Source organism: Kitasatospora sp. NPDC001225, from assembly GCF_053597855.1.
This window is the reverse complement of the sequence record NZ_JBSFJC010000020.1, coordinates 65354-87540: the sequence shown is the minus strand read 5'-3', so window position 1 is coordinate 87540 and position 22187 is coordinate 65354. Positions and strand designations below refer to the sequence as shown.

At 74.9% G+C, this 22187-nt stretch carries 16 protein-coding genes; 8 read left to right on the top strand and 8 right to left on the bottom strand.

Annotated elements, in window-relative coordinates; all coding sequences use genetic code 11:
• Positions 1–114: 114 nt before the first annotated feature.
• Positions 115–1344, bottom strand: coding sequence for a cytochrome P450 (locus ACWDCZ_RS09785; protein ID WP_074004426.1), 1230 nt, complete (start codon positions 1342–1344; stop codon positions 115–117).
• Between the two features lie 776 nt (positions 1345–2120).
• On the opposite strand from ACWDCZ_RS09785, the gene ACWDCZ_RS09780 reads away from it, so the two are divergent.
• Entirely contained in the window at positions 2121–3053 is a 933-nt protein-coding gene (locus ACWDCZ_RS09780) for a hypothetical protein (protein WP_449815657.1), read from the top strand.
• A 327-nt stretch (positions 3054–3380) separates the two neighbouring features.
• On the opposite strand, the gene ACWDCZ_RS09775 is transcribed toward ACWDCZ_RS09780, so the two are convergent.
• Positions 3381–3647 (bottom strand): zf-HC2 domain-containing protein, encoded by a 267-nt coding sequence (locus tag ACWDCZ_RS09775; protein ID WP_449815656.1) that lies wholly within the window; start codon positions 3645–3647, stop codon positions 3381–3383.
• A gap of 16 nt (positions 3648–3663) precedes the next feature.
• On the opposite strand from ACWDCZ_RS09775, the gene ACWDCZ_RS09770 reads away from it, so the two are divergent.
• From ACWDCZ_RS09770 to ACWDCZ_RS09755, 4 genes are all read left to right on the top strand, one after another.
• Entirely contained in the window at positions 3664–4266 is a 603-nt protein-coding gene (locus ACWDCZ_RS09770; RefSeq protein WP_449815655.1) for a sigma-70 family RNA polymerase sigma factor, read from the top strand.
• Positions 4267–4532: 266 nt separating this feature from the next.
• The gene (locus ACWDCZ_RS09765) at positions 4533–5906 is read left to right on the top strand and encodes an MFS transporter (RefSeq protein WP_449815654.1); all 1374 of its coding nucleotides are present in this window, start codon (positions 4533–4535) and stop codon (positions 5904–5906) included.
• 88 nt (positions 5907–5994) lie between these two features.
• On the top strand, positions 5995–7326 hold the full coding sequence (locus tag ACWDCZ_RS09760) for a cytochrome P450 family protein (RefSeq protein WP_449815653.1): 1332 nt from the start codon (positions 5995–5997) through the stop codon (positions 7324–7326).
• Between the two features lie 80 nt (positions 7327–7406).
• Positions 7407–8396 carry an L-tyrosine/L-tryptophan isonitrile synthase family protein gene (locus ACWDCZ_RS09755; protein WP_449815652.1) on the top strand — a complete coding sequence of 330 codons (990 nt, stop codon included), beginning with the start codon at positions 7407–7409 and terminating at the stop codon, positions 8394–8396.
• Positions 8397–8428: 32 nt separating this feature from the next.
• Here the strand turns inward: ACWDCZ_RS09755 and ACWDCZ_RS09750 are convergent, their stop codons facing one another.
• The 3 genes from ACWDCZ_RS09750 to ACWDCZ_RS09740 are packed head-to-tail and all read right to left on the bottom strand — an operon-like array spanning position 8429 to position 11424.
• Positions 8429–9235 carry an ABC transporter ATP-binding protein gene (locus ACWDCZ_RS09750; protein WP_380775763.1) on the bottom strand — a complete coding sequence of 269 codons (807 nt, stop codon included), beginning with the start codon at positions 9233–9235 and terminating at the stop codon, positions 8429–8431.
• On the bottom strand, positions 9232–10320 hold the full coding sequence (locus ACWDCZ_RS09745; RefSeq protein WP_449815651.1) for a FecCD family ABC transporter permease: 1089 nt from the start codon (positions 10318–10320) through the stop codon (positions 9232–9234). The genes ACWDCZ_RS09750 and ACWDCZ_RS09745 overlap by 4 nt, the downstream gene beginning before the upstream one ends.
• A gap of 3 nt (positions 10321–10323) precedes the next feature.
• Positions 10324–11424 carry an ABC transporter substrate-binding protein gene (locus ACWDCZ_RS09740; RefSeq protein WP_449815650.1) on the bottom strand — a complete coding sequence of 367 codons (1101 nt, stop codon included), beginning with the start codon at positions 11422–11424 and terminating at the stop codon, positions 10324–10326.
• Positions 11425–11684: 260 nt separating this feature from the next.
• Here ACWDCZ_RS09740 and ACWDCZ_RS09735 point away from each other — a divergent pair, with 260 nt between their 5' ends.
• Positions 11685–12506, top strand: a complete 822-nt coding sequence (locus ACWDCZ_RS09735; protein WP_449815649.1) for a helical backbone metal receptor — start codon at positions 11685–11687, stop codon at positions 12504–12506.
• 118 nt (positions 12507–12624) lie between these two features.
• Here ACWDCZ_RS09735 and ACWDCZ_RS09730 read toward each other — a convergent pair whose 3' ends face one another.
• The 3 genes from ACWDCZ_RS09730 to ACWDCZ_RS09720 all read right to left on the bottom strand — a co-directional run bounded on the left by ACWDCZ_RS09730 (position 12625) and on the right by ACWDCZ_RS09720 (position 18120).
• The gene (locus tag ACWDCZ_RS09730; RefSeq protein ID WP_449815648.1) at positions 12625–14886 is read right to left on the bottom strand and encodes a hypothetical protein; all 2262 of its coding nucleotides are present in this window, start codon (positions 14884–14886) and stop codon (positions 12625–12627) included.
• 320 nt (positions 14887–15206) lie between these two features.
• Positions 15207–16805, bottom strand: coding sequence for a lipase maturation factor family protein (locus tag ACWDCZ_RS09725; RefSeq protein ID WP_449815661.1), 1599 nt, complete (start codon positions 16803–16805; stop codon positions 15207–15209).
• A gap of 253 nt (positions 16806–17058) precedes the next feature.
• Positions 17059–18120, bottom strand: coding sequence for a GAF domain-containing protein (locus tag ACWDCZ_RS09720; RefSeq protein WP_063780156.1), 1062 nt, complete (start codon positions 18118–18120; stop codon positions 17059–17061).
• 479 nt (positions 18121–18599) lie between these two features.
• Here ACWDCZ_RS09720 and ACWDCZ_RS09715 point away from each other — a divergent pair, with 479 nt between their 5' ends.
• The gene (locus tag ACWDCZ_RS09715) at positions 18600–19877 is read left to right on the top strand and encodes an acyl-CoA dehydrogenase family protein (RefSeq protein ID WP_063780157.1); all 1278 of its coding nucleotides are present in this window, start codon (positions 18600–18602) and stop codon (positions 19875–19877) included.
• Positions 19878–20366: 489 nt separating this feature from the next.
• A complete protein-coding gene (locus tag ACWDCZ_RS09710) occupies positions 20367–22148 on the top strand; it encodes a sensor histidine kinase (protein ID WP_449815647.1) in 1782 nt (593 codons plus the stop codon).
• Positions 22149–22187: the final 39 nt, after the last annotated feature.

The window sequence follows — 22187 nt, the reverse complement described above, 5'->3', positions numbered from 1 at the left end:
TGCCTGCGCGTCACATCCAACAGTCCTACCGGGTTCTGCCCCGGAGCGGGGCAGAACCCGAAGATTGATCACAACATCACACAGGCCCTAGGGCGGCCGGGGCGCTCAGGAGGCTCAGAAGGTGAAGCGCAGCGAGCGGACCCGGTGGTCGAAGCTGGACGGGACGAGCTGCGGCTCGCCGACCGACCGCGCCTCGGGAAGACGGGTGAACAGCTCGCGGAACAGCGTCGTCATCTCCTGCCGGGCCAGGTGCGCGCCGAGGCAGTAGTGCGGACCGCCGCCACCGAAGCCGAGGTGGGCGTTGGGCGTGCGGGTGATGTCGAAGACGTCGGGGTCGGGGAAGACCTCCTCGTCGCGGTTGGCCGAGCCGTAGAACAGCGCGACCTTCTCCCCCGCGCGCAGGAGCGGGCCGCCGGAGCCGCCCAGCTCGTGGTCGACGGCGAGGGTCCGGTTGAACTGGATGATCGGCGTGGCGTGGCGGACCATCTCGTCCACCGCGCCGCCGAGCCGTCCGTCGAGGTCCTCGAGCAGCAGGGCGCGCTGCTCGGGGTGGACGGTCAGCAGGTGCAGGCCGTGGGCCAGCGCGTTGCGGGTGGTCTCGACCCCGGCGACCAGCAGCAGGCTGAAGAAGGCGCCCAGCTCGCGTCCGGTGAGCCGGCGGCCGTCCACGTCGGCGGTGACCAGCGCGGAGATCAGGTCCTCCTCCGGCCGACGACGGCGACGGCGGCCGATCCCGGCGACGATGCCCTGCATCCGGGCGAGCGCCCGCAGCCCGCGCCCCGGCACCCGCAGCCGGCGGCGCAGCGGCCGGGCCACACCGATGTCCTCGGAGGTGCGGTTGACCAGGTCGAGGATGGTGCGGCGAGGCCGCTCCGGGATGCCCATCATGGTGCAGATCACCTGGAACGGGAGTTCGGCGGCGACCGCGGTCACGAAGTCCTCCGGCCGCTCCCGCTCGATCCGGTCGACCAGCTCGGTGCTGATCCGCCGGACGTCCTCCTCGACCCGGTCGAGCAGCCGCGGGGTGAACGCCCGCGAGACGATCCGGCGCAGCTGGGCGTGGCGGGGGTCGTCCAGGTTGACCATCGAGTCGCCGAACAGCAGCCGGACCCAGCGGGCCGGGACGGGGGTGGTCACGCCGGGGCCGCTGAGGAAGACGGCGGGGGTGCGGCTGGCCTCGACCACGTCGGCGTGACGGACCAGGGCGTGGAAGCCGCGACCGGTGGCGCGGTCGCCGAAGAACACCGGACCGGGGCGGCGGCGCAGCTCGGCGAAGGCGGCGGCGCGGTCGGGGGCGGGCAGCTGCCAGAAGCCGGGGTCCGCGAGGTCGACGGACGCGGGCAGGGCGGCGGGCTCGGTCGGCTTCGCGGGCTCGGCCGGGGTGGCGGCCTCGGCCGAATCCGCTGTTTCAGCCGGGGTGGCGGGGTCGGCCTCGTCGGCGGGCTCGGTGGATCCGGGTGGGTCGGCCTGCTCTGCGGCCTCGGCCGGTTCAGCGGTTCCGGCCGCCTCCGCCGCTTCGGTCGGCTCTTCGGCTTCAGCCCGCTCCGCGGCTTCGGCTGGTCCGGCGACGTCGGCCGACTCGGCGGCTTCGGCCGGTCCGGCAGCTTCCTCAGCCTTGGCCGACTCCTCTGCTTCATCCGGCTCGATGGCTTCGGCCGGTTCGACAGCTCCGGCCTGCTCGACAGCTCCGGCCGGGGTGGCGGCTTCGGCCTGCTCGCCGAGTTCCTCGGCTTCGACTTCAACCACGGCCGTCGCCTGTTTCCGGCCTGTCGCCTGCTGCGGGACGGTCGGCTCCGTGGGGGCAGCGGACTTGGCATTGTCGGCAATGGGCGCCGAGGTATCCGTCGGGGTCTCCAAGGCCGGACCTCCCTGCTTCTGAACAGCGTCGTCCCGATACGCACCGTACGGGGTGGTGCACATTAAGTGAGCAATGGGGTACGTGCTGTCAAACCGCCCCGATGGTCCTACGAGCCGTTGTTCGGTTCGTCGCGTCGGGTCGGCGGGCCGAACCGGGTGGTGATCCGGCGGGCTCCGGGGGCCGGCGGCCGGGCATGGTCTCACGGCACAGAACCGGCCATGACCGGAGGGTGCACTACGGGCCGGGCAGGGCGGGTGCGACGATGAGTGCCATCGTGATGACCGACCGGATCCGCCTGCTGCGCGCCGTGGTCTTCGCCGCGCTGTGCGTGGCGATGGCCGCCACCGCGCACGTCGCCATGGCCGGATCCGGAGTCTCTCCGACGGTGCTGGCCGGCGGGTTCGGGGCGATCCTCGGGCTGACCTGGCTGCTCGCCGGGAAGCGGCGCGGACTCGGGGTGATCAGCCTCTGGATGGTCGTGGCGCAGACCGCACTGCACCAGTTGTTCGAACAGGCCGCGGCGTTCTCCCGAGGGGGCGGCGGCCTCGGCCGGCTCGCCACCACGGACTGGGCCGCCCTCCTGCTCTGCAACCCCGACCGGGCCCCCGGCGGGCTCTCCCCGGTCGAACTGGCGCGGATGGCGGGCATCGACCCGGACGTCCCGCCGGCCACCGGCAGTCTGCGGCCGGCGGCCGGGACGCACCACGGGGGCTCGGGCGTGACCGCCGTGGACGCGGGCCTGCCCGGGATGACCGGGATGCCCGACGGACCGCACACGATGCCCGACGGCGCGTTGCACGGCGGTGGGTCGTACGGCGGCGGGTCGTACGGCACGGCGCAGGACCTGGTGAGCGCACCGGCGCAAGGACCGGCGCACGACATGGCGCACGGGATGTCCCACGGCATGTCACCGGGAATGGCCGCCGCCCACGTGCTCGCCGCGCTGGCGTGCGCGCTCCTGCTCTGGCGCGGCGACGCGGCGCTGGTCCGGCTCTTCGAGCTGCTCGGTGCGCTCGGCGCGGTGGTCGCGGGCGCGCTCCTGCTCCCGCTGCTGGCGCTGTTCGCGCGCCCCTTCGGCTACCGGGCCCCGGCAACTCCCCGCCCGGCCGACGACCGGGCCCGGCCGCCCCGGTCGGTGCTGCTGACGCATGCCGTGGTCCGGCGCGGGCCGCCGGCGTTCGCCCTCGCCTGCTGACGCGCCCGCCGCTGCTTCTCCCCGCCCGGCCACCTCCGGCCACCGGGACCCCGCGACGGGCAGGTCGCCCTGCCGTACGGCCGCGCCCCGCGCCGTCGTGCCGTCAGGGTGCGGGCCGTCGTCCGCCGCCGCGCCTCCCCAGGGCCGGCGTGCCGCGCGGCTGCCCATGGACGCCGACGGTGCCGCCCTGCGCGGTGCCGCTCCCCGCCTTCCCCTCGGGACCTTCCCATGCCTGACTTCGACGGCGCACCGGCTCCGGCCGGCGCCACCGTCCCGCCGTTCCCGCTCCCCCGGACGCGCCCGCCCCGCCGGGCACGCCCACCGCGCCTAGCGCTCGACGGACCGCGGTCCGTCCGGAGCACGGCCTTCGGAGCCTCCCTCGCCCAGCCGGGCCAGCAGCCGGGCCGACCACTCGGGCGAGGGCCCGTCGGTGGCGCCCGCCCGCACCCGGCCGTGCAGCTGCTCGGCCCTGGCCAGCCACTCCCGGCAGCCGGCGCAGCGCGCGACGTGCCTGTCCAGCCGGACCTCCGGCAGACCGCTCGGTTCGCCGTCGAGCCGGGCGGACAGAGCGGTACGGAACTGCGCGCATCTCATACGACCATCGTCCCGCATGGCCGTGCCGCCGGGACCGGCCGGGCAGGGGGCCGTCGTGGATGACGAGCAGCTCACCGCACTGGCACTGACCGCCCGCTCCGGACGGGCGGCCGACGTCGAGGCCTTCGTCCGGGCGACCCAGCGGGACGTCTGGCGCTTCGTCGCCCACCTGACCGACGTGCAGTCCGCCGACGACCTCGCCCAGGAGACCTTCCTGCGCGCACTGCGCGGCCTGCCCGCGTTCGCGGGGCGCTCCTCCGCCCGCACCTGGCTGCTGTCGATCGCCCGGCGGACGGTGATCGACCGGTACCGGATGGCCGCCGCCCGACCGCGCTGCGCGGCCCTGCCGGACTGGCAGGAGGCGGCGGAGCGGCAGGGCGGCGCACCGACGGCCGGGTTCGAGGACGGCGTCGCACTCGGCGACCTGCTCGACCGGGTGCCTGCCCAGCGGCGCGAGGCCTTCGTGCTGACGCAGGTGGTCGGCCTGAGCTACGCCGAGGCGGCCGAGGTCGCCGGCTGCCCCGTCGGGACCGTCCGCTCCCGGGTCGCCCGGGCGCGGGAGGAGCTGGTGGCACGCCTGCGCGCCGCCGAGGCCGGGGAGCTCGCGACCGCCTGCTGAGCGGCGGGCGGGCAGCGGGCAGCGGGCAGCGGCGGACAACTGACAGCGAACAGATAACAGATTTTGAAATCTGTTATCTGTTCGCTGAAAGCTGTCGTCTGTCATCTGTCATCTGTCCGTTGTCCGCTGCCAGCCGTCAGCTTCCGGCTATCGAGAAGAAATCCCCCAAGTGTTCGGAACCGGAGCCCCCTCGCCACCGACTGCTGTACCGGACCCCGCCGCCGAGGCGGCGTCCGGTACAGCAGTACGGGAGACGGAGGGACTTCATGACGGCGCAACCAACCCCGACCGCCTCATCTCTGACGGAGCGTCAGCAACCACCGGCGGACCGCTGGAGCCTGGTCGTCGCCGCCGGACTGCTGTCCTTCGTCGCGATGCTCGACATGAACGTGGTCAACCTCGCGCTCACCGACATCTCGGCCGGCCTGCACGTCTCCCCCGGGGTCGCCCAGTGGGCCGTCCTCGGGTACCAACTCCCGCTCGTCGCCCTGCTGTTGCCCGCCGGGCGCTGGCTGGACCAGGTCGGCACCCGCTCGGCCCTGCTGCTCGCGGTCGGCTGCTTCGCCCTGTGCAGCGTGCTGGCCGCCTGCGCCCCCTGGGCCGGTTGGCTGATCGCGGCCCGGCTGTTCCAGGGCGCCTTCGGGGCCGTGCTCTTCGTCCTGATGCCGGTACTCGCCGCGACCTCCGTCCGACCCGAGCTGCGCGGCCGGGCGATGAGCGTGCCCGCGACGCTCGGTCCGCTCGGCGCCGTCACCGGGCCGGTGATCGGCGGTCTGCTGCTGGACCACCTGGGCTGGCGGGCGATCTTCCTGGTGAAGCTGCCGGTCTGCCTGGCCGCCGTGCTGATCGTGCGGCGCCACGCCCCGCGCCGAGGCGGACTGCGGCCGCCCGACCGGTCCTCGCTCGGCGACGCCGCGCTGATCGGCGCCGCCGTGGCCGCCGTCCTGCTCGGGCTCACCCTGGCCCCGAAGTCCGCGCTGTGGCTGCTGCTCGTCCTGCCCGCCGTTCCGCTGGTGCTGCTCTGGCTGCGCCGCCCGGGCGGCCGACCGGTGGCCGAGGTGCTGTGGGCCGCCGGGACCGCCGGGGCCAACGCCTCCGTGCTGGCGCTCGCCGCCGGCTTCGCGGCCTGCCACTACCTGCTCGCCCAGCACCTGCGCGGCCCTCGGGGCGAGAGCGCCACGGCCACCGCGCTCACCATGCTGGCGTTCCCGCTCGGCATGGTGCTGGCCGGCCGGGTCGGCGGCCGGCTGGCCGACCGTTGGGGCGCCCGCCCGACCGCGCTCACCGGCGCCGCCGTCACCACCCTCGGCCTGGCCCTGCTCGTCCCGCTGGACACCGGCTGGTCCGCCCCCGAGATCGCCGCGCGACTCGCCCTCGCCGGTGCCGGGATGGGCCTCAACGGCGGCCCCACCCAGGCCCTGGTGATGTCCGCCTCCCCACCCGGGAAGCTCGCCACCGCCGGCTCCGCCGTCCAACTCGCCCGCAGCCTCGGCTTCGCGCTCGGCCCGGCCCTCGCGACCGCCACCGCCCTGGCCGGGGCCCGCGACACCACCGGGACCCGGGCCGGAATCGCCCTGGCCGCCCTCGTCGCGGCCACCGCCGTCGCGCTGCTCGCCCTGCACCGCCGCCCCAGGCCCTGACCGCCCCACCCCGCACTGCACCGCACCGCGCCGCACCCGCCCGAGCGCACCCCACCACCACCCCCTCCCCACCGAAGGACCTCCTCAGATGACCGACACGATCCCCGACCCGGCCGCCACCGACGACGCCCCGCGCTGCCCGTACGGGTACGACCGGCTGCCCTCCCCCGTCCCGCTGTACGGTCCGGAGTACAAGCGCGACCCGTACCCGCTCTACCAGCGGATGCGCGAGGTCGGGCCGGTGCACCGGGTGGAGTTCCCCAGCGGCATCCACGCCTGGCTGGTCACCGGCTACCGGGCCGCCCACGCGGCCCTCAACGACCCCCGCCTCGGGAAGAACCACAGCCTCGGCAACGACAACTGGCGCCGACTCGCGTCGATCATGCCCGAGCCCCAGCACTCGCAGCTCCAGGTCCACCTGCTCCACCAGGACCCGCCCAAGCACACCTCGATGCGCCGGCTCGTGCTCGACGCCTTCGCCCCGCGCCGGGTGGAGTCGCTGCGCCCCCGGTTCCAGGAGCTGGCCGACGCCCTGGTGGACGAGCTGCCGGAGTCCGGCGGCGCGGACCTGGTGGCCGGCTTCGCGGCCCACTACCCCTTCCGGGTGCTCGCCGAAGTCATCGGCCTGCCGCCCGAGTTGGCGGACCGCTTCGACCGGGACTGGGGCAAGGTGGTCCAGCCGGTCGGCCCGCAGGACCCCGGCCGCCCGGCCTACGAGGCCCGGCTGCGCGGCCTCCAGACGTACATCGCCGACGTCGTCGCCCGTAAGCGCGCCGACTGCCGGGAACCCGGCTGGGCGGCACAGGAGGACCTGCTGGGCCGGCTCGTCGCCGCCCATGACGCGGGCGAGTTGAGCCGCGCGGAGCTGGACTCGATGGTGTTCCAGCTGCTGGTCGCCGGGCAGGAGCCGGTCACCAACCAGATCACCACCATGCTGGTCACCCTGCTGCGCCACCCCGAGCAGCTCGCCCGGCTGCGCGAGGGCGTCGACGAGCCCGGCCGGCTCGCCCGGGCGGTGGAGGAACTGCTGCGCCACGACGCCGCGTTCGAGCTCACCACCTGGCGGTTCTTCGCCGAGGACAGCGACCTGTTCGGCACCACCGTCCCGGCCGGCGACTCGGTGATCGTCTCGCTCTGCGCCGCCAACCGCGACGACGCGCAGTTCCCCGAGCCCGACCGCCTCGACCTCGACCGCACGCCCAACGCCCACCTGGCCTTCGGCCACGGCATCCACTACTGCCCCGGCGCCGCGCTGGCCCGGGCCGAACTCCAGGTCGCCCTCGCCACCCTGCTCACCCGGCTGCCCGGGCTGCGTCCGGCCGAGGCGCCCGGCGACGGCCTGGCGGACCTGGCCTGGGTCCCCGCCGTCCTGGCCCGCGGGGTGAACCGGCTGCCGGTCGCCTACGACCACCGCCGCTGACCCCCGGGCGCACCGCGCCCCGGCTCCGACCGTCCGGAGCCCGAAACCCGTACCGCACCGCCTTTCGTGGAGGACCCACCATGCCGCCCGTCGGCACCGCCCCTGCCGTCATCACCCCCGACGCCCTCACCACTGCCACCAGCGCCCCCGACACCGGCACCCCCGCCGCCGCCCTCGCCGCCCGCGTCCTCGGCCTGCTGCTGCCGCACCGCCGCGCCGCGGACCCGGAGTTCGACGCCCGCCCGGAGCACTTCCCGCTCCAGCTGGCGCAGTTGGCGGACTTCATCGCCGCCGGCGAACCGATCGTCCTGACCCTGCCCGGCTTCCCCTGCAAGTCGCCGAACCCCGCGAAGGTGCTCGGCCACCTGCCCGACGAGGGCGAACGGCTGTCGCTGACCTTCCTCGACGGCCTGTGCGCCGAGATCGGCCGCCTGCACGCGCCCGGTGCGCGCATCCTGATCTGCTCGGACGGGCACATCTTCGGCGACCTGATCAACGTCCCGGACGACCACATAGACGCCTACTCGGACGCCCTGACCGCCATGATCGCCCGCGAGGGCCTGGCCCACCTCGACACCTTCGACCTGCGGGCCGTCCTCGGCGACCTCCCGTACGACGAGAAGCGCGCCCGGGTGCACGCCCGGTACGCGCCGAGCGTCGAGGAGCTGCGCGAACAGGTGCTGACCGAGGAGGAGACCCTGCGGCTCTACCGGGGCATCACCCGCTTCCTCACCGAGGACACCGTCGGCTTCACCGGCACCCGCTCCGCCCTCCAGCGGGAGTGCCGCCGCCGCGCCTACGGCGTGATCCAGCGCAGCCGTGCCTGGGGCGAGTTGATCGCCGAGCACCACCCGCGCGCCGTCCGGCTCTCCATCCACCCGCAGCCGGCCGGGGCGTCCAAGTTCGGCATCCGGCTGCTGGCGGCGGCCGACTCCTGGACCACCCCCTGGCATTCCTCCGTGCTCCACCGCGCCGACGGCCGGCGGGAGTTGCTGCGCAGCGACGAGGCCGCCCGGCTCGGCCGACTGGTCCTGCGGGACGGCCGGCCGAGCCACTACGAGTCCCGCTAGGCTGCGGCCCCGTACGGGAAGGGACGGAACACCTAGCGCCCCGGCACGGCGGCCTCCGCCGCAGCCGGGGCCGGGGCGCGGTGGTCGAAGGCGATCAACGGGTCGCCGGTGAGCGGGTGTTCGACCACCGCGGCCCGCACCCCGAAGACCTCGGCCAGCAGCTCGGCGGTCAGCACCTCGCGCGGCGTCCCGGAGGCCACCAGGGCGCCGCGGTGCAGGACGTGCAGCCGGTCGCAGACCGAGGCGGCGGCGTTGAGGTCGTGCAGGGCCACCAGGGTGGTGCGGCGCTGCTCCCGGAGCAGGGCGAGCAGTTCGACCTGGTGCCGGACGTCCAGGTGGTTGGTCGGCTCGTCCAGCACCAGGACGTCCGGCTGCTGGGCGAGCGCCCGGGCCAGCAGCACCCGTTGCCGTTCCCCGCCGGACAGTTGGGCGAACCGGCGGTCGGCGGCCCCGGCCATGCCGACCCGGGCCAGCGCCTCGGCCGTGATCCGGCGGTCCTCGGCGTCGTCGGCCGCGAAGGCCCGCTTGTAGGGCGTGCGGCCCATCGCGACCACCTCGCGGACGCTCAACTCGAAGTCCCCGCCGCGCTCCTGGGGCAGCGCCCCGATGTGCCGGGCGGACTCCGCGGGCCGTAGCTCCGCCAGATCCCGCCCGGCCAGCAGCACCCGCCCGGCGCTGGGCCGCAGGTGCCGGTAGACGGTGCGCAGCAGGCTGGACTTGCCGCTGCCGTTGGGTCCGACCAGTCCGGCGATCTCCCCCTCCTCGGCGATCAGGTTGGCCCCGGCCAGCACCGTCCGGCCGGCCAGGGCGACACTCAGGTCCTCGACGGCGATCCTCAACTGCGCTCCAGTCGTCGGTCCAGCAGGTAGAGCAGGGTGGGGGCGCCGAGGACGGCGGTGACCACGCCGATCGGCAGTTCCTGGCCGTCCAGGGCGGTGCGGGCCACGGTGTCGACGACGACCAGCAGCAGCGCCCCGGTGAGCGCGGACAGCGGCAGCAGCCGCCGGTGGTCGGCGCCGACCAGCAGCCGGCACACGTGCGGCACCATCAGCCCGACGAAGCCGATCGCCCCGGAGACGGCGACCAGCACCCCGGTGAGCACACTGGTGACGACGAAGACCTCGCGGCGCAGCCGGGCGACGTCCACACCGAGCCCGGCGGCCGTCTCGTCGCCCATCAGCATCGCGTTGAGCCCCCGGGCGCGGGCCTGGAGCAGGGCCAGCCCGAGCGCCACCGCGACGGCCGGGACGGCGAGTTGGTCCCAGACGGCGCCGCCAAGGCTGCCCATCAGCCAGAACAGCACGCCCCTGGTCTGCTGCTCGTCGCGGGTCTGCAGGACCAGGTAGCTGGTGATGCCGCCGAGGAACTGGGCGATGCCGATGCCCGCGAGGACCAGGCGCAGCGGGGAGAAGCCGCCACCGCGCCGGGCCATCAGCCAGACCAGCGAGAACGCGGCGAGCGCGCCGGCGAACGCCGCCAGGGAGACGGTGAGGCCGAGCGCGCTGCCGAAGGAGAGCTGGAGCCCGAGGGTGGTGCCGAGGACGATCGCGGCGACCGCGCCGAGCGAGGCCCCGGAGGAGATGCCGAGCAGGTAGGGGTCGGCGAGCGGGTTGCGGACCAGGGCCTGCACGGCGGTGCCGACCAGGCCGAGCCCGGCGCCCACCACGGCCGCCAACAGGGCACGGGGGACGCGCAGTTGCCAGACGATGAGATCACGGGTGCCTGGCTCCGGGGCCCGGCCGGTGAGCCGGCGGGCGACCACCGACCAGACCTCGGCGGCCGGGACGTCCACCGAGCCGAGCGAGACGGCGGCCGTCAGCGCGAGCACCAGGGCGACGACGAGGACGGCGGCCAGCGGCCCGGCCCGCAGGATGCGGGCCGGGCGGACTTCGCCGCGCTCCTTCCGAGCGGTGGCCGACGTCACCGGCTACTGCCCGTTCTTGGCGAGGTCGGGGGCCTTGACGAGGTCCGGGTGGACGGTCGCGGCGATCTGCCGGACGGCGTCGGCGTTGCGCACCCCCGCGATGGTCGTCACCTCAGAGCCGAGCCGGACGAAGTGCCCTTCCTGGACGGCCTTCAGGCCCTGGGTCGCGGGAAAGCCCTTCAGGAAGGCCTCGGCCTCGTCGAAGGCCTTGCGGGTGGCCTCCTCGCTGCCCCGGTTGCGCACGGCCAGCTGGATCCAGTCCGGGTTCTTGGCGACCACGTCCTCCCAGGAGCCGGGCTTGAAGTCGGCGTCGCAGTCGGCGAACACGTTGCGCGCCCCGGCCTGGGTGATCACGGCGTTGGCGACCTGCCGGCCGCAGACCGCCACCGGCTGCTTGGTGCCGGCGTCGAAGTCGAAGACGAAGTAGCTCGGCCGCTGCCCCTCCGGCACGGCGGCGAGCGCGGTGCGGACCTCGCCGAGCTGCTTCTCCATCCCCGCGACCAGCTCCTCCACCCGCGCGGCCGTGCCGGTGACGGCGCCGAGCCGGCGGACGTCCTCCTCGATCCCGGCCAGGTCGGTGCGCGGCGCCTTGGCGGCCTTCGGCGTCCCGGCGCAGGCGGTGGAGAGCAGGTACACGTGCTGGATGCCGGCCGCCGCGTACTCCTCCTCGCTCGGCCCGGTGGCGCCGCCGCCCATCATCGGCATCGCGCCGAAGGTGTCCACGTAGAGGTCGGCGCCGGAGCCGAGGAGCTTCTCCTTCGGGATGCTCTTGTCCCCGAGCACCGGCACCTTGGCGCCCTGCTCGGCGAGCGCGGCGGGCAGGGTGCCCTTGCCGGGCGGGAAGCCGGTGCCGATCACCCTTTCCCCCGCGCCGAGTCGGAGCAGCAGCTCCAGGCTGGAGGCGTTGCTGGTGACGATCCTGCCGGGCGCCTTGGCAATGGTGGTCTCCTTGCCCGCGCAGTCGGCGACCGTGACGGGGAAACCACCGCCGGCGTCGGGCCGGACGGTGACGGAGGCGCTCGACCCGCCCCCGGTCCCGCTTCCGCAGGCCGTGGCGAACAGGGCGACGGCGGCCGCGATTCCGCAGACGACACGAGGGCGCATGACAACTCTCCTGGTCGGTGATGGTGCTCGGTGACGGTCCCGGGTGACCGGGCTCGGCCCTGGCACCGGGTGGTCGTACTGAGGGCCCGTGCTGCGGACCCGGACCAGGTAGTCGGACGGCCCGGGCGATGGGTTCCCGGCGGTTGGTCTCCGGCGACGCGCGGCCGGCAACGGGTTCCCGGCAGTGGGTCTCCGGTGCCGCGCGCGGCCGGTCGTCGTCCGCACGCCCCCTCGCCGGGGGCCGGACGTAGGCTGACCGGATGGCCGACCCCACCGCCCCGCGCGACGACCTCGACCTCCCCGTCCGGCTCGGACCGCGCCCGCCCCGCCGGGTGGTCTCGCTGGTGCCGTCACTGACCGAGGCGGTCGCCGCCACCGCACCCGGCCTGCTGGTCGGCGCCACCGACTGGTGCAGCCACCCCGCCGACCTGTCCGTCTCCCGGATCGGCGGCACCAAGAACCCGGACGTCCCGCGCATCCTCGCGCTCGCGCCCGACCTCGTCCTCGCCAACGACGAGGAGAACCGGCGCCCCGACCTGGACGCGCTGCGGGCGGCCGGCGTCCCGGTCTGGGTCACCGACATCCGCACCCTGGACGACGCCTTCCGCTCCCTGCACCGGCTGCTGACCACCGCCTGCGGGCTGCCCCGGCCCGCCTGGCTGGACGAGGCGGAGGCCGCCTGGGCCTCCGTCGGGAGCGACGGCGCGCCCCCGGAGGCCGACGGCCCCCGGACCGTCGTCCCGATCTGGCGCCGCCCGTGGATGGTCCTCGGCCGCGACACCTTCGCCGGGGACCTGCTGCGCCGCCTGGGCCTGCGACTCGTCCACGCCGACCACCCCGAGCGCTACCCGGCCGTTCCACTGCCCGAACTGCTCGCCTGTCAGCCGGAGTTGGTGGTCCTGCCGGACGAGCCGTACCGCTTCACCGCCGAGGACGGCCCGGAGGCGTTCCCTGGCACACCGGCGGCACTGGTCAGCGGACGGCACCTGACCTGGTACGGACCGTCGCTGGTGACCGCCCCGGCCGTACTGCGGCACGCCCTCGACCACCCCCTCGGTCCGGGCGGTCCGGACGCCTCGTAGGACGACCGCCCGTGACACCTGGGGACCGGCGTACGTCGCCACAGGTCGCCCCGGAACACGACAGGGCCCGGGACGCGTGCTCGCGTCCCGGGCCCTCGGCCTGTGTGGCCGTACGTCGTCAGCCGCGCGCGGCGGCCACGGCGGCGCCCAGCGCCTCCTTGATCCGGGGGCCGAGACGGGCGAAGCCCAGCTCCTTCATGGCCGCCCGCAGCAGCTCCTCATCGGTCCGCTCGGCACCGTCGCCGTCCACCCACCGCACGACGGCGAGCAGCTCGTCGGCGGAGTAGGCGGTCACGGGGCGGCCGGGCGTGAAGTCCGGCTTCGCGGGACGGGCGTCGGCCTCGGGCTCGGCGGCGGGCGCCTCGACGGCGGCGACGGGCTCGGGCTCGGCCTCGGGCTCGACGGCGGGCTCCTCGGCGACGGCCTCGGCCTCGACGGCGGGCTCCTCGGCGACGGCCTCGGCCTCGACGGCGGGCTCCTCGGCGACGGCCTCGGCCTCGACGGCGGGCTCCTCGACCTCAACCGCAGGTGCTTCCACGGCAGCCTCAGGCTCGGCCACCGGCTCCGCCACCTCTTCGGCCACAGCCTCGGCCTCGGCGACGGGCTCCTCGACAACGCTCTCGGGCTCGGCCTCAACCACAGCCTCGGCCTCGACGGCAGTCACGGCGGCCGGCTCCTCGACGGCGGGCTCCGCCACAACGGCCTCGGCCTCGACCACAGGCTCGACCTCGGCCTCGACCGTCTCCGCCTCAACGGCAGTCATGGTGGCCGACTCCTCGGCAGCGGGCTCCACCGCAACGGCCTCGGGCTCGGCCTCGACAACCGGCTCCTCGACCGCGACCGCGGTCTCCTTGACCTCGACGGCCTCGGCGACCGGGGCAGCCTCCGGCTCCGTGTCCGCCGTCGTCTCGTCCGCGGCCGCGGCCTCGGCCAGGGCGGCGGTCGCGGCGGCCACCAGGTCGTCGGCTGCCGGGGAGGGCGCCGGGAGGGAGACCACAGCGGCCGGGGTCTCCTCCTCGGCCTGCGCCGCCGCCGGCTCGTCGTCAGCGGCAACCGCGTCCGATGCCGGTTCGGCCTCGACCTCGGCCTTGGTCTCGGTCTCGGTCTCGGTCTCTTCCTTGGTCTCGGCCTCAGCCTCGGCCACCGCAGTCGCAGTCGTCGCAGCGGTCTCCTCGGCGTCCTCCACCGGAGCTGTCACCGCGGCCGGGGCCTCTTCCACGAGCCCGTCCCGCTGTCCACCGGCCAGCGCCTGCAGGGCAGCCGCCTCGGCGTCGGCCCGGTCGGTCGGCTCCTCGGTCCCGGGCTCCTCGGCCGCAGCCTCCTCCGTACCGGTCGCACCGTCGACATCGGCATCGACCACAGCACCGGCAGCGTCCTCGGCGCCCGGCTCCTCGACCGGCGCCGCCTCGACAGCAGCGGCGCTCTTCTCCGCCAGCCCGTCCCGCTGCCCGCTCGCCAGCGCCTGGCGGGCCGTGTACGCGGCCTCGGCGGCGCGGCGGTCGGCCTTGGCGGTGGCGAGTTCGGCGAGCAGGTCGGCGAGGCCGGCCTCCTCGAGGCCGGCGCGCAGGCCGCGGATGGTGGGCAGGCGGTAGAGGGTGCCCTCGTCGGCGGCGAGGCGCTCGACCAGGTCGATCAGCTCGGCGAAGGGCAGCCCGTCGAGGTCGTGGTCGGGCAGCAGGCGAGCGAGGCCGCGCAGGCCGGTGTTGATCGTCTCGAAGGCCTGGGCGGTGCGGTCGACCAGGGCGCCGTCGGTGGGCACACGCGGGAGGGTGCCGGCCGGGGCGAGCGCGGCCCAGGCGCGGCGCTCGATCTCGGCGGAGGTGAGGGCCTCGTGCAGGTCCTCGCGGCGGATGCGGCGGTCGGTGGCGAGCGCGACGGCCTGCTTGCGCAGCGAGCGGCCGCGCAGCCAGGAGAGCTTGACGCCGTTCTCGCGGCGCCAGGTGCTGTCGGCGGTGGCGGCGGCGAGGGCGCCGAGGTCGGCGTCGTACGCGGCGGGGAAGAGGGCCGCGGAGGTGCGGTGCACCCGCTGGAGCATCTCGACCAGCAGCGCGGTCTTGGCGACGGTGTCGGGCTCGTCCAGCTTGGTGTCGGCGGCGAGGGAGAGGACGGCCTCCCAGGTCTGCTGGAGGTCGCTGCCGCGCAGTTCGGCGAGGGCCGTGGAGGCCGCGCGGGCGTCCTCGGGGGTGGCGACGGTGTCGACGGCCGCGTACCAGGCGTGGGTCTCGGCGGTGAGCGTGAAGGCCCCGAGCTCGGCGTAGCGGCCGAGGTCCTCGCGGAGGTCGGGCTCCGCGGCGGCGTCCTGGGGGTCCTTGACGTCTGCGGCGTCGGCGACGTCCGCCGGGTCGGCTGCGTCGGCGTTGCGCGAGTGAAGCACTGTCATGTGAGGTCCGGTTCTGGGCGTCGACGGCGGGGCTGGCGGCGAGGGGGCGGCGGACCGGGTGCGCGGGGTCGCCCCTGGGGCGGGGCTAGGGGGCGCGCGGTCGGGCTGCCGGTGTGGACGCCCAGAATACGGGTGCCCGTTCGAGCCTTGCACGCACCCACCGCCCGGACGGGCGGGTGTCGTGTGCCATACCGCCCGCCTGGCCGCCACTCGGGCGGTCCGACCGGGTGGTCCGGCGCCGCTCCGGAGCTGGTCCGGAAGTGGCCCGGCATTGGTCCGGACGGGTGTCTCCGCTGCTCACGGCTCCACACCGCCGGCCCTCATCCCGCGTCCTCCCGCCGCTCTCCGCCGGAGGGCCCGGGCCGCCTGTCCGGCCGCATGTCCGGCCGCCGGTCGGGCCACCTGCCGGGCCGACGGAACCGCTCCAGCGGTACGTCCCGTACGCCGCGTCCCCGTGCCGGTCCCCGTCGGCCGAGCGGCGGCCGGTACCCGGCCCGGCCGACGGCGTGCAGATCGACCGGAGCGAGGTACTCGCCGAGCGCGGTGCGGTGCCACCACGCGCCGGTTTCCCGCAGTTCGCGCCAATCGGTGAACCGGTAGAGGTAGAGGGTCGCCCGGACGTGGGTCGGCGGGGCGTCCGGGAACGGGTTGTGGCGCAGCAGGCGCAGGGTGGCCCGGTCGCCGGACAGCAGGCGGGTGACGAAGGGCAGGAACCAGGGGCGGGCGTAGGCGGGCGAGATGCCGGCGAACCACATCAGCCAGTCGAGCCGCAGGTGGTAGGGCGCGAACTGGCGCGGGAGCCGGCGGACATCGCCCGGCTTGCCCTTGAAGCCGTACTCGCGCCAGACGGTGTGCGGGGTGAGCACGGCCTCGTCGGTGCCCTCGACCACCACCTCCTGGCGGAGCCGGTTGACGCTGCCGAAGGCGCCGTAGGTGTTGACGAGGTGGAGCCGGTTGAAGGAGCGGTTCATGGCCTGGGCGCGGGAGAGCATGTTGCGCACCGGCCAGTAGCTGAGCACCACGACGGTGGTGGTCAACGCGATCACGAGCGCCTCGTACCAGAGCGGCGCGCCGGGGTACGCGCGGGCGTGGACGGGCAGGCCCAGGCGGGTCGGCTGCACGGCGGCGAGGACGAGGACGATGGTCAGCCAGTTGAGCCAGGCGAAGTTGCCGGAGGCGACCAGCCAGAACTGGGTGACGAGGACGGCGCAGGCCGCGTAGCTCGCGATCGGCTGCGGCAGCAGCAGGCCCACCGGTACGACGAGTTGGACGAAATGATTGGCGGCGGCCTCCACGCGGTGGACCGGGGCGGGCAGGTGGTGGAAGAACCAGCTGAGCGGTCCGGGCATCGGCTGGGTCTCGTGATGGAACCGGAGACAGGTCAGGTCCCGCCAGCAGCTGTCGCCGCGCAGCTTGATCAGTCCGGCGCCGAACTCGACCCGGAAGACCAGCCAGCGCATCAACCACAGCACCAGGGTGGGCGGGGCGGTGTCGGCGTTGCCCAGGAAGGCCGCGAGGAAGCCGGCTTCGAGCAGCAGGGACTCCCAGCCGAAGGAGTACCAGGTCTGCCCGACGTTGACGATGGAGAGGTAGAGGACCCAGAGCACCGCCCACAGCAGGACGGACGCCCAGAGCGGGACGGCGTCGGCGAGCCCGCCCACCACCGCGGCGGCGAGGGCTGCGCCGCTCCAGGCGACGGCGGCGAAGAACCGGTCGCTGTAGTGGAGGTGGAACAGGCCGGGGGATCGGCGGAACGGGACCCTGGCGGTGAACCGGGGCACCGGCAGCATGCCGTCGGCGCCGATCAGGGCGCGGAACTGCGCGGCGGCGGCCAGGAATCCGATCAGGTAGAGGGCGGCGAGCAGGCGTTGGACGAGCAGCCGGCTCAGCCAGTAGTCGGGGGCGGCGAACCAGTCCATGCGGCCCATGCCTACCACCCGGCACCCCGGGCGCGGGCCCGGTCGGGGCGGCGGAGCGGGGACGGTTCACCCGCTCGGCCCGGCGGAATCCCGGGGGGATCCCGTGGGCATCCCGGCGAACCCCCGATACCGGACGGGCCCGGGCGGTACCGCGCCGACACCATCGGCACCGCACCGACACCGTGGCGGGGTCCTCTCCACGGGGGTGAGAGGCGCCCCACCACGGCGGTGGGCGGTCCGCACCGGCCGGGGTTCAGCCGGGCAGGACGGGACCGGCCTCGCCCGCGATGGCCGATCGTCCGGGCACGGAGCCGCCGCTCTGCTGGAGCCGGTCGACGAGCAGGGCGGCCAGCGTGCCGAGTTCTTCCTCGGTGCGGGACTGGGCGGTGATGTCCATGCCGACGGTGAGGACGCCGTTGATCCGGCCGGTGAGCGCGGCCCGCAGCGGGGTGCAGGTGAAGCTGAAGACCTGCCGGCCGCGCTGGGCGTCCGGGCGGGCGGCCTGCATCCGGACGTTGTCGAGGACGGCGGTGCGACCGGTGCGGTACGCCTCCACGACGGTCTGTTCGAGGCCCGCCGCGCCGAGCTGCGGGTACGCGGCGCCGATCGTCCCGTACGCCGTCGGCGCGCCGAAGGTGTCGGCGTGCTGGGCGTTGGCGTAGCGGATCTCCTGGCCCGGGCCCTCGGTGAGCAGGATGGGGTACGGCGAGCCGTCGAAGGCGGCGAACATCTCCTGGCGCTGGGCGAGCAGGCTGTCGCGCAGCCGGATCTCGGAGAGCAGCGCCTCGGCGAGGTGCTGGATGTCGCGCAGCCGCTCGCGCCCCCACTGCCGGGGTTCCCGGTCGAGCACGCAGACGGTGCCGATGACGGTGTTGGTGTCGTCGACGAGCGGGGCGCCGAGGTAGGCGCGGACGCCGAGTTCGTCCACCACCGGGTTCCCCGCGAACCGGGGGTAGGCGAGGATGTCGTCGAGGGCGAGGGGGGAGCGCTGGGCGACCACGTGCGGGCAGAAGCCGTGGCTCAGCGGCATCTCGCGGGTGGGGAGGTCGAAGGCGATGCCGCGTTCCGCCCAGGACGATCCGTCCTCGGCCGCGGCGTCGGCCGAACTTGGCGGAATGTAGAGCCCCCGGAACATCTGGCGTTCGTCGTTGATGAAGTTGACCATCGCAATGGGAGCGCGCGTGATACTGGCTGCCAGGTGGGCGAAGCGGTCGAAGGCCTCGTCCGCGGACGGGTCGTTGAGCCCAAGGCCGCGCAGCCTGCGGGTTCGCGCGGACTCCCCGGAGGCACCCGGGAACTGGCCTTGAGTGCTCATCACATCTGTCATGGCGCACATGTAACCAGACATCAGAACGCCCGGGCGGGTCCGATCGACCGTTCTTCAGTCCTGCCGATGTCCTTCCGGAGTCCTTCCAGCGCCCGGCCGGAGCCGCACCGGAGCCTTGCCGATGGCTCGTCAAAACCGCATGTGGACGACCGGTCGACGGACCGTCACGGAAGCGAAGATCGATTCCCGCCCGGCGCCCGGACGAAACCCCTCCCGACGGGGACGGGCCGAATCGCGCCAATCCAAGATCGACTCTGGGATGCCCCGGTACCCCATACAACAATGAGCCCTGCCGAAGACACGGACGGTTCCCGTCACCGGGACACCGCCCGGTGACGCATGCGCCGATCGCACCGGGGCGACCGGCCGACACCCCCGCACACCCACCGCCCCCCGTAGGGGTCGCCGGAGCGGCATCGACGGCACGGACGGAGGCACGGCACCACACGTATCGAGAGGACCGGAGCATGGCGATGGACTACTTCACCGACGACCGTCACGAGGGCCTTCGCGCCGAGGTCCGTGACTTCGCGGAGAAGGAGGTGCGTCCGCGGGTGGCCAGGATGGAGGCCGAGCGGACGATCGAGGTCGAGCTGGCCAGGGAGATCGCCCGGCAGGGCTGGATCGGCGTGACGATTCCCCGGGAGTTCGGCGGCCTCGGGCTGGGGCACGTCGCCAAGACCGTGATCATCGAGGAGCTGGCCCGGGTCAGCGGGGCCGCGGGCTCGATCGCGCAGGCCTCCCAGCTGGGCGTGGCCAAGGTCCTCCACTACGGCTCCCAGGCCCAACGCCGCACGTGGCTGCCGAAGTTCGCCTCCGGAGAGTGCCTGCCGACCATCGCCGTCACCGAGCCGGAGTCCGGCGGGCACGTGCTCGGGATGACCGGCACCGCGGTCCGCGACGGCGACGAGTACGTGCTCAACGGCCGCAAGTGGTTCGTCGGCAACTCCCACATCGGGGACGTGCACGGCGTGGTGCTGCGCACCGGCCAGGGCAGCCGGGGCCTGTCCGCCTTCCTGGTCGAGAGCGACCGCCCCGGGTTCCGGACCGGCTCCCCCGGCTCCCAGAGCGGGCTGCACGGCTTCAGCTTCGGCGAGATCATCCTGGAGGACTGCCGCATCCCGGCCGGAAACCGGCTCGGCCGGGAGGGGCGGGGACTGGACGTCGCCTACTCCTCCTCCACCCTCTACGGCCGGATCAACCTCGCCGCCGTCGCGCTCGGCATCCACACCGCGATCGTCGAGGACACCGTCCGGTTCGCCGAGGGGCGCGTCCTGTACGGCCGGCCGATCAACCAACTCCCGAACATCATGCTCAAGTTGGGTGAGATGCAGTCCCGGCTGATGACCGCCAGGCTCGCCGCCTACCACGCCTCCCACCTGCTCGACCACGGCCGCGCCTGCGACGCCGAGCTGATGAACGCCAAGCTCATCAACACCGAGTACGCGCTGGACTCCGCGCGCAACGCCATGGAGATCCACGCCGCCCGCGGCCTCCAGCCCGAGTTCCGTATCGAGCGCTACCTGCGGGACGCCACCCACGTCTACCCGCCGGCCGGCACCTCGGACGTCCAGCGGCTGCGGCTCGGGCAGTTCGCCTCGGGCACGTACGGCAAGCAGTGGTCGGCGGAGCTGTCCGAGCTGACCAGCTGGCCCTGGAGCGAACTCGCCGCCCAGCGGGAGGCCCACGTGGAGAAGCCGCCAGGCCTGGGCGGACGGGTGCTGCCGATGCCGCTGGCGGGCTGAGATCCCGCCCGCCGCGGCGCGACTTGACCTGTTCCTGTCGCATCCTTGCCGTGGCCGTCCCCGACCTCCGAGGACCGTCGGCCCGACCGGACCGAGGGCCGTGAGCTGCGGCTTCGTGCCGGCGGAGCTTACGGCACGGGCACCGTCGCGAGGCCATCGGCCTTGTGCGCAGAGCCAGTTGATATTGCGCCGACCGCACCACGGGCTGATAGCGTTCCGTGCCGTCGGCGGCCGTGCTGCACCCCGCCGGACCGGTGACACCACGTCACCGGCTCCGACGGATCCCGGCCCCGACTCCCTGCGACCCGGCCGCGCCGTACGGGTCGGCCCGCCGCTCGGACCCACCGGTCCGAACCGGCGCGCCGGTCCCACGGCCAGGCCCCACGACCCGGTTCCAGGACCGGGTTCCACGACCCGGCCCCACGGCCGGGTTCGACGGCCGGGTTCCACGACCCGGCCCCGCGACTCGGCCCTGCAGCAAGGAATCAGATGCCAGGCATACCGGCCCCCCGGACCGGCCACCGCGCCGGCCGGTCCGGCTCGCTCCGCAGCCCGCTCCTCGCCGCCGTGCTGGTCCCCAGCCTGGGCCTCGCCGCCGCCTGGGGCTACGCCGCCTACCTGCTGCGCGACTCCGGCCAGCGCACCGCGCTGCTGGCCGGCAGCGCGGTCGTCGCCGCGGTGGTGCTGATCAGCCTGGTCCGCGGCATCCGGACCGCCTGGGCGCTGTCCGCGCGGCTGTCCGAACTGCGGGCCGACACCATGGCGCTCGCCGAGCAGGAGATCCCCGAGGTGGTCGGGCGGCTGCGCGCCGGGGAGCAGGTGCCCGCCCCGGCCGCCTGGACACCCTCCCGACGGACCGGCGACGACGTCCAGCAGGCCTCGGAGGGCCTCGCCGCCGTCCGGCAGGCCGCGGTCGCCGCCATCGTCCACCAGGCCCAGGGCCGCGAGGGGACGAAGAAGGTCTTCCTCAACATCGCCCGGCGCACCCAGATCCTGATCCACCGGCAGATCAGCATGCTGGACGCGCTGGAACGCGAGCACGAGGACCCGGAACTGCTGCGCGAACTGTTCGCGGTCGACCACCTGGCCACCCGGATGCGGCGCAACGCCGAGAACCTCGTCATCCTCGGCGGCGACCTCCCCGCCCGGCGCTGGCGCAACGCCGTACCCGTGGTCAACGTGCTGCGCAGCGCCGTCTCGGAGACCGAGAGCTACTCCCGGGTCGTCGTCCGGGGCGTGCCGCGCGTCTCGCTCGGCGGGCAGGCCGTCGCCGACGTCATCCACCTGGTCGCCGAACTGATCGAGAACGGCACCACCTTCTCCCCGCCGTACACCCAGGTGCAGATCTCCGCGAAGGAGGTGCCCGAGGGCCTGGCGGTCGAGGTCGAGGACCGCGGGCTCGGCATGACCGAGACGGAGTACCAGCGCCTCAACGCGTACCTGGCCGACCCGCCCGACCTGGACGTCTCCGCGCTCGGCGACGACCTGCGGCTCGGCCTGTTCGTCGTCGCGCACCTGGCCGCCCGGCACGACGTCCGGGTCACCCTGCACCCGTCCCCGTACGGCGGCACCCGGGCCGCGGTGCTGGTGCCCTCGGCGCTGCTGGAGCAGGCGGCGCAGTCGGCCGCGGTGTCCGGGCTGCCCTCGGGGGCCCGGATCACCCGGGCTCCGGTGACCGACGTGGGGGCAGAAGCGGGGGCGGGGGCGGACGCTGGGGCGGGGGTCGGGGGCGGCTCCGGGTCCGAAGCCCTCGGGCAGGAGCCGCCGGGTGCGACGGCCACAGGGCACGGTGGGCTGCCGGGCGGGAGCCAGGCGGGCCCGGGACCGTTCGGCGCCCCGGGGGCCCCGGCCGTCCCCTACGGCGCGGACGGCGCCGGGGCGGCTGCCGGGACGGGCGCCGGGACGGGTGCCGCCGGGGTCGGCGGTGCCGAGGCGCCCGCCAACGGAGGCCTGGCCGTCGGCGCCGAGATCCCCGGACTGCCCGGCGCCGTGGTCGTGCCCCGGCCCGTGCTGCCGCGCATGTACGACCTGTCGGGCAGCCCCGCGGTGGACCAGCGCCGCCCGGCACCACGGCCCGACGACGGCTCGGACAGTGCGCCGCACGCCCAAGCGGCCGTGCCGCAACGGGCCCGGGACGCCGGCCCGGCCGGGCAGCTCGGCCCGGCGACACCCGTGTACGGGGCGCAACACCTCGCGCCGTCCGCCCCTTTCGCCCCGCGGCGGGCCTCTGCGGACTCCCCCACCGTCCGGGAGGCCGAGGAGCGGCGGTGACGCCCCTTCGACCTGCGCCGCGACCGCCCGGCGCTGTGC

Excerpts from the sequence above, each read along its gene's own strand:
- ACWDCZ_RS09780 (WP_449815657.1), top strand. The coding sequence starts at position 2,121 with ATGAGTGCCATCGTGATGACCGACCGGATCCGCCTGCTGCGCGCCGTG.
- ACWDCZ_RS09775 (WP_449815656.1), bottom strand. The coding sequence starts at position 3,647 with ATGAGATGCGCGCAGTTCCGTACCGCTCTGTCCGCCCGGCTCGACGGC.
- ACWDCZ_RS09770 (WP_449815655.1), top strand. The coding sequence starts at position 3,664 with ATGGCCGTGCCGCCGGGACCGGCCGGGCAGGGGGCCGTCGTGGATGAC.
- ACWDCZ_RS09765 (WP_449815654.1), top strand. The coding sequence starts at position 4,533 with ATGACGGCGCAACCAACCCCGACCGCCTCATCTCTGACGGAGCGTCAG.
- ACWDCZ_RS09760 (WP_449815653.1), top strand. The coding sequence starts at position 5,995 with ATGACCGACACGATCCCCGACCCGGCCGCCACCGACGACGCCCCGCGC.
- ACWDCZ_RS09755 (WP_449815652.1), top strand. The coding sequence starts at position 7,407 with ATGCCGCCCGTCGGCACCGCCCCTGCCGTCATCACCCCCGACGCCCTC.
- ACWDCZ_RS09740 (WP_449815650.1), bottom strand. The coding sequence starts at position 11,424 with ATGCGCCCTCGTGTCGTCTGCGGAATCGCGGCCGCCGTCGCCCTGTTC.
- ACWDCZ_RS09735 (WP_449815649.1), top strand. The coding sequence starts at position 11,685 with ATGGCCGACCCCACCGCCCCGCGCGACGACCTCGACCTCCCCGTCCGG.
- ACWDCZ_RS09730 (WP_449815648.1), bottom strand. The coding sequence starts at position 14,886 with ATGACAGTGCTTCACTCGCGCAACGCCGACGCAGCCGACCCGGCGGAC.
- ACWDCZ_RS09725 (WP_449815661.1), bottom strand. The coding sequence starts at position 16,805 with ATGGACTGGTTCGCCGCCCCCGACTACTGGCTGAGCCGGCTGCTCGTC.
- ACWDCZ_RS09720 (WP_063780156.1), bottom strand. The coding sequence starts at position 18,120 with ATGAGCACTCAAGGCCAGTTCCCGGGTGCCTCCGGGGAGTCCGCGCGA.
- ACWDCZ_RS09715 (WP_063780157.1), top strand. The coding sequence starts at position 18,600 with ATGGCGATGGACTACTTCACCGACGACCGTCACGAGGGCCTTCGCGCC.
- ACWDCZ_RS09710 (WP_449815647.1), top strand. The coding sequence starts at position 20,367 with ATGCCAGGCATACCGGCCCCCCGGACCGGCCACCGCGCCGGCCGGTCC.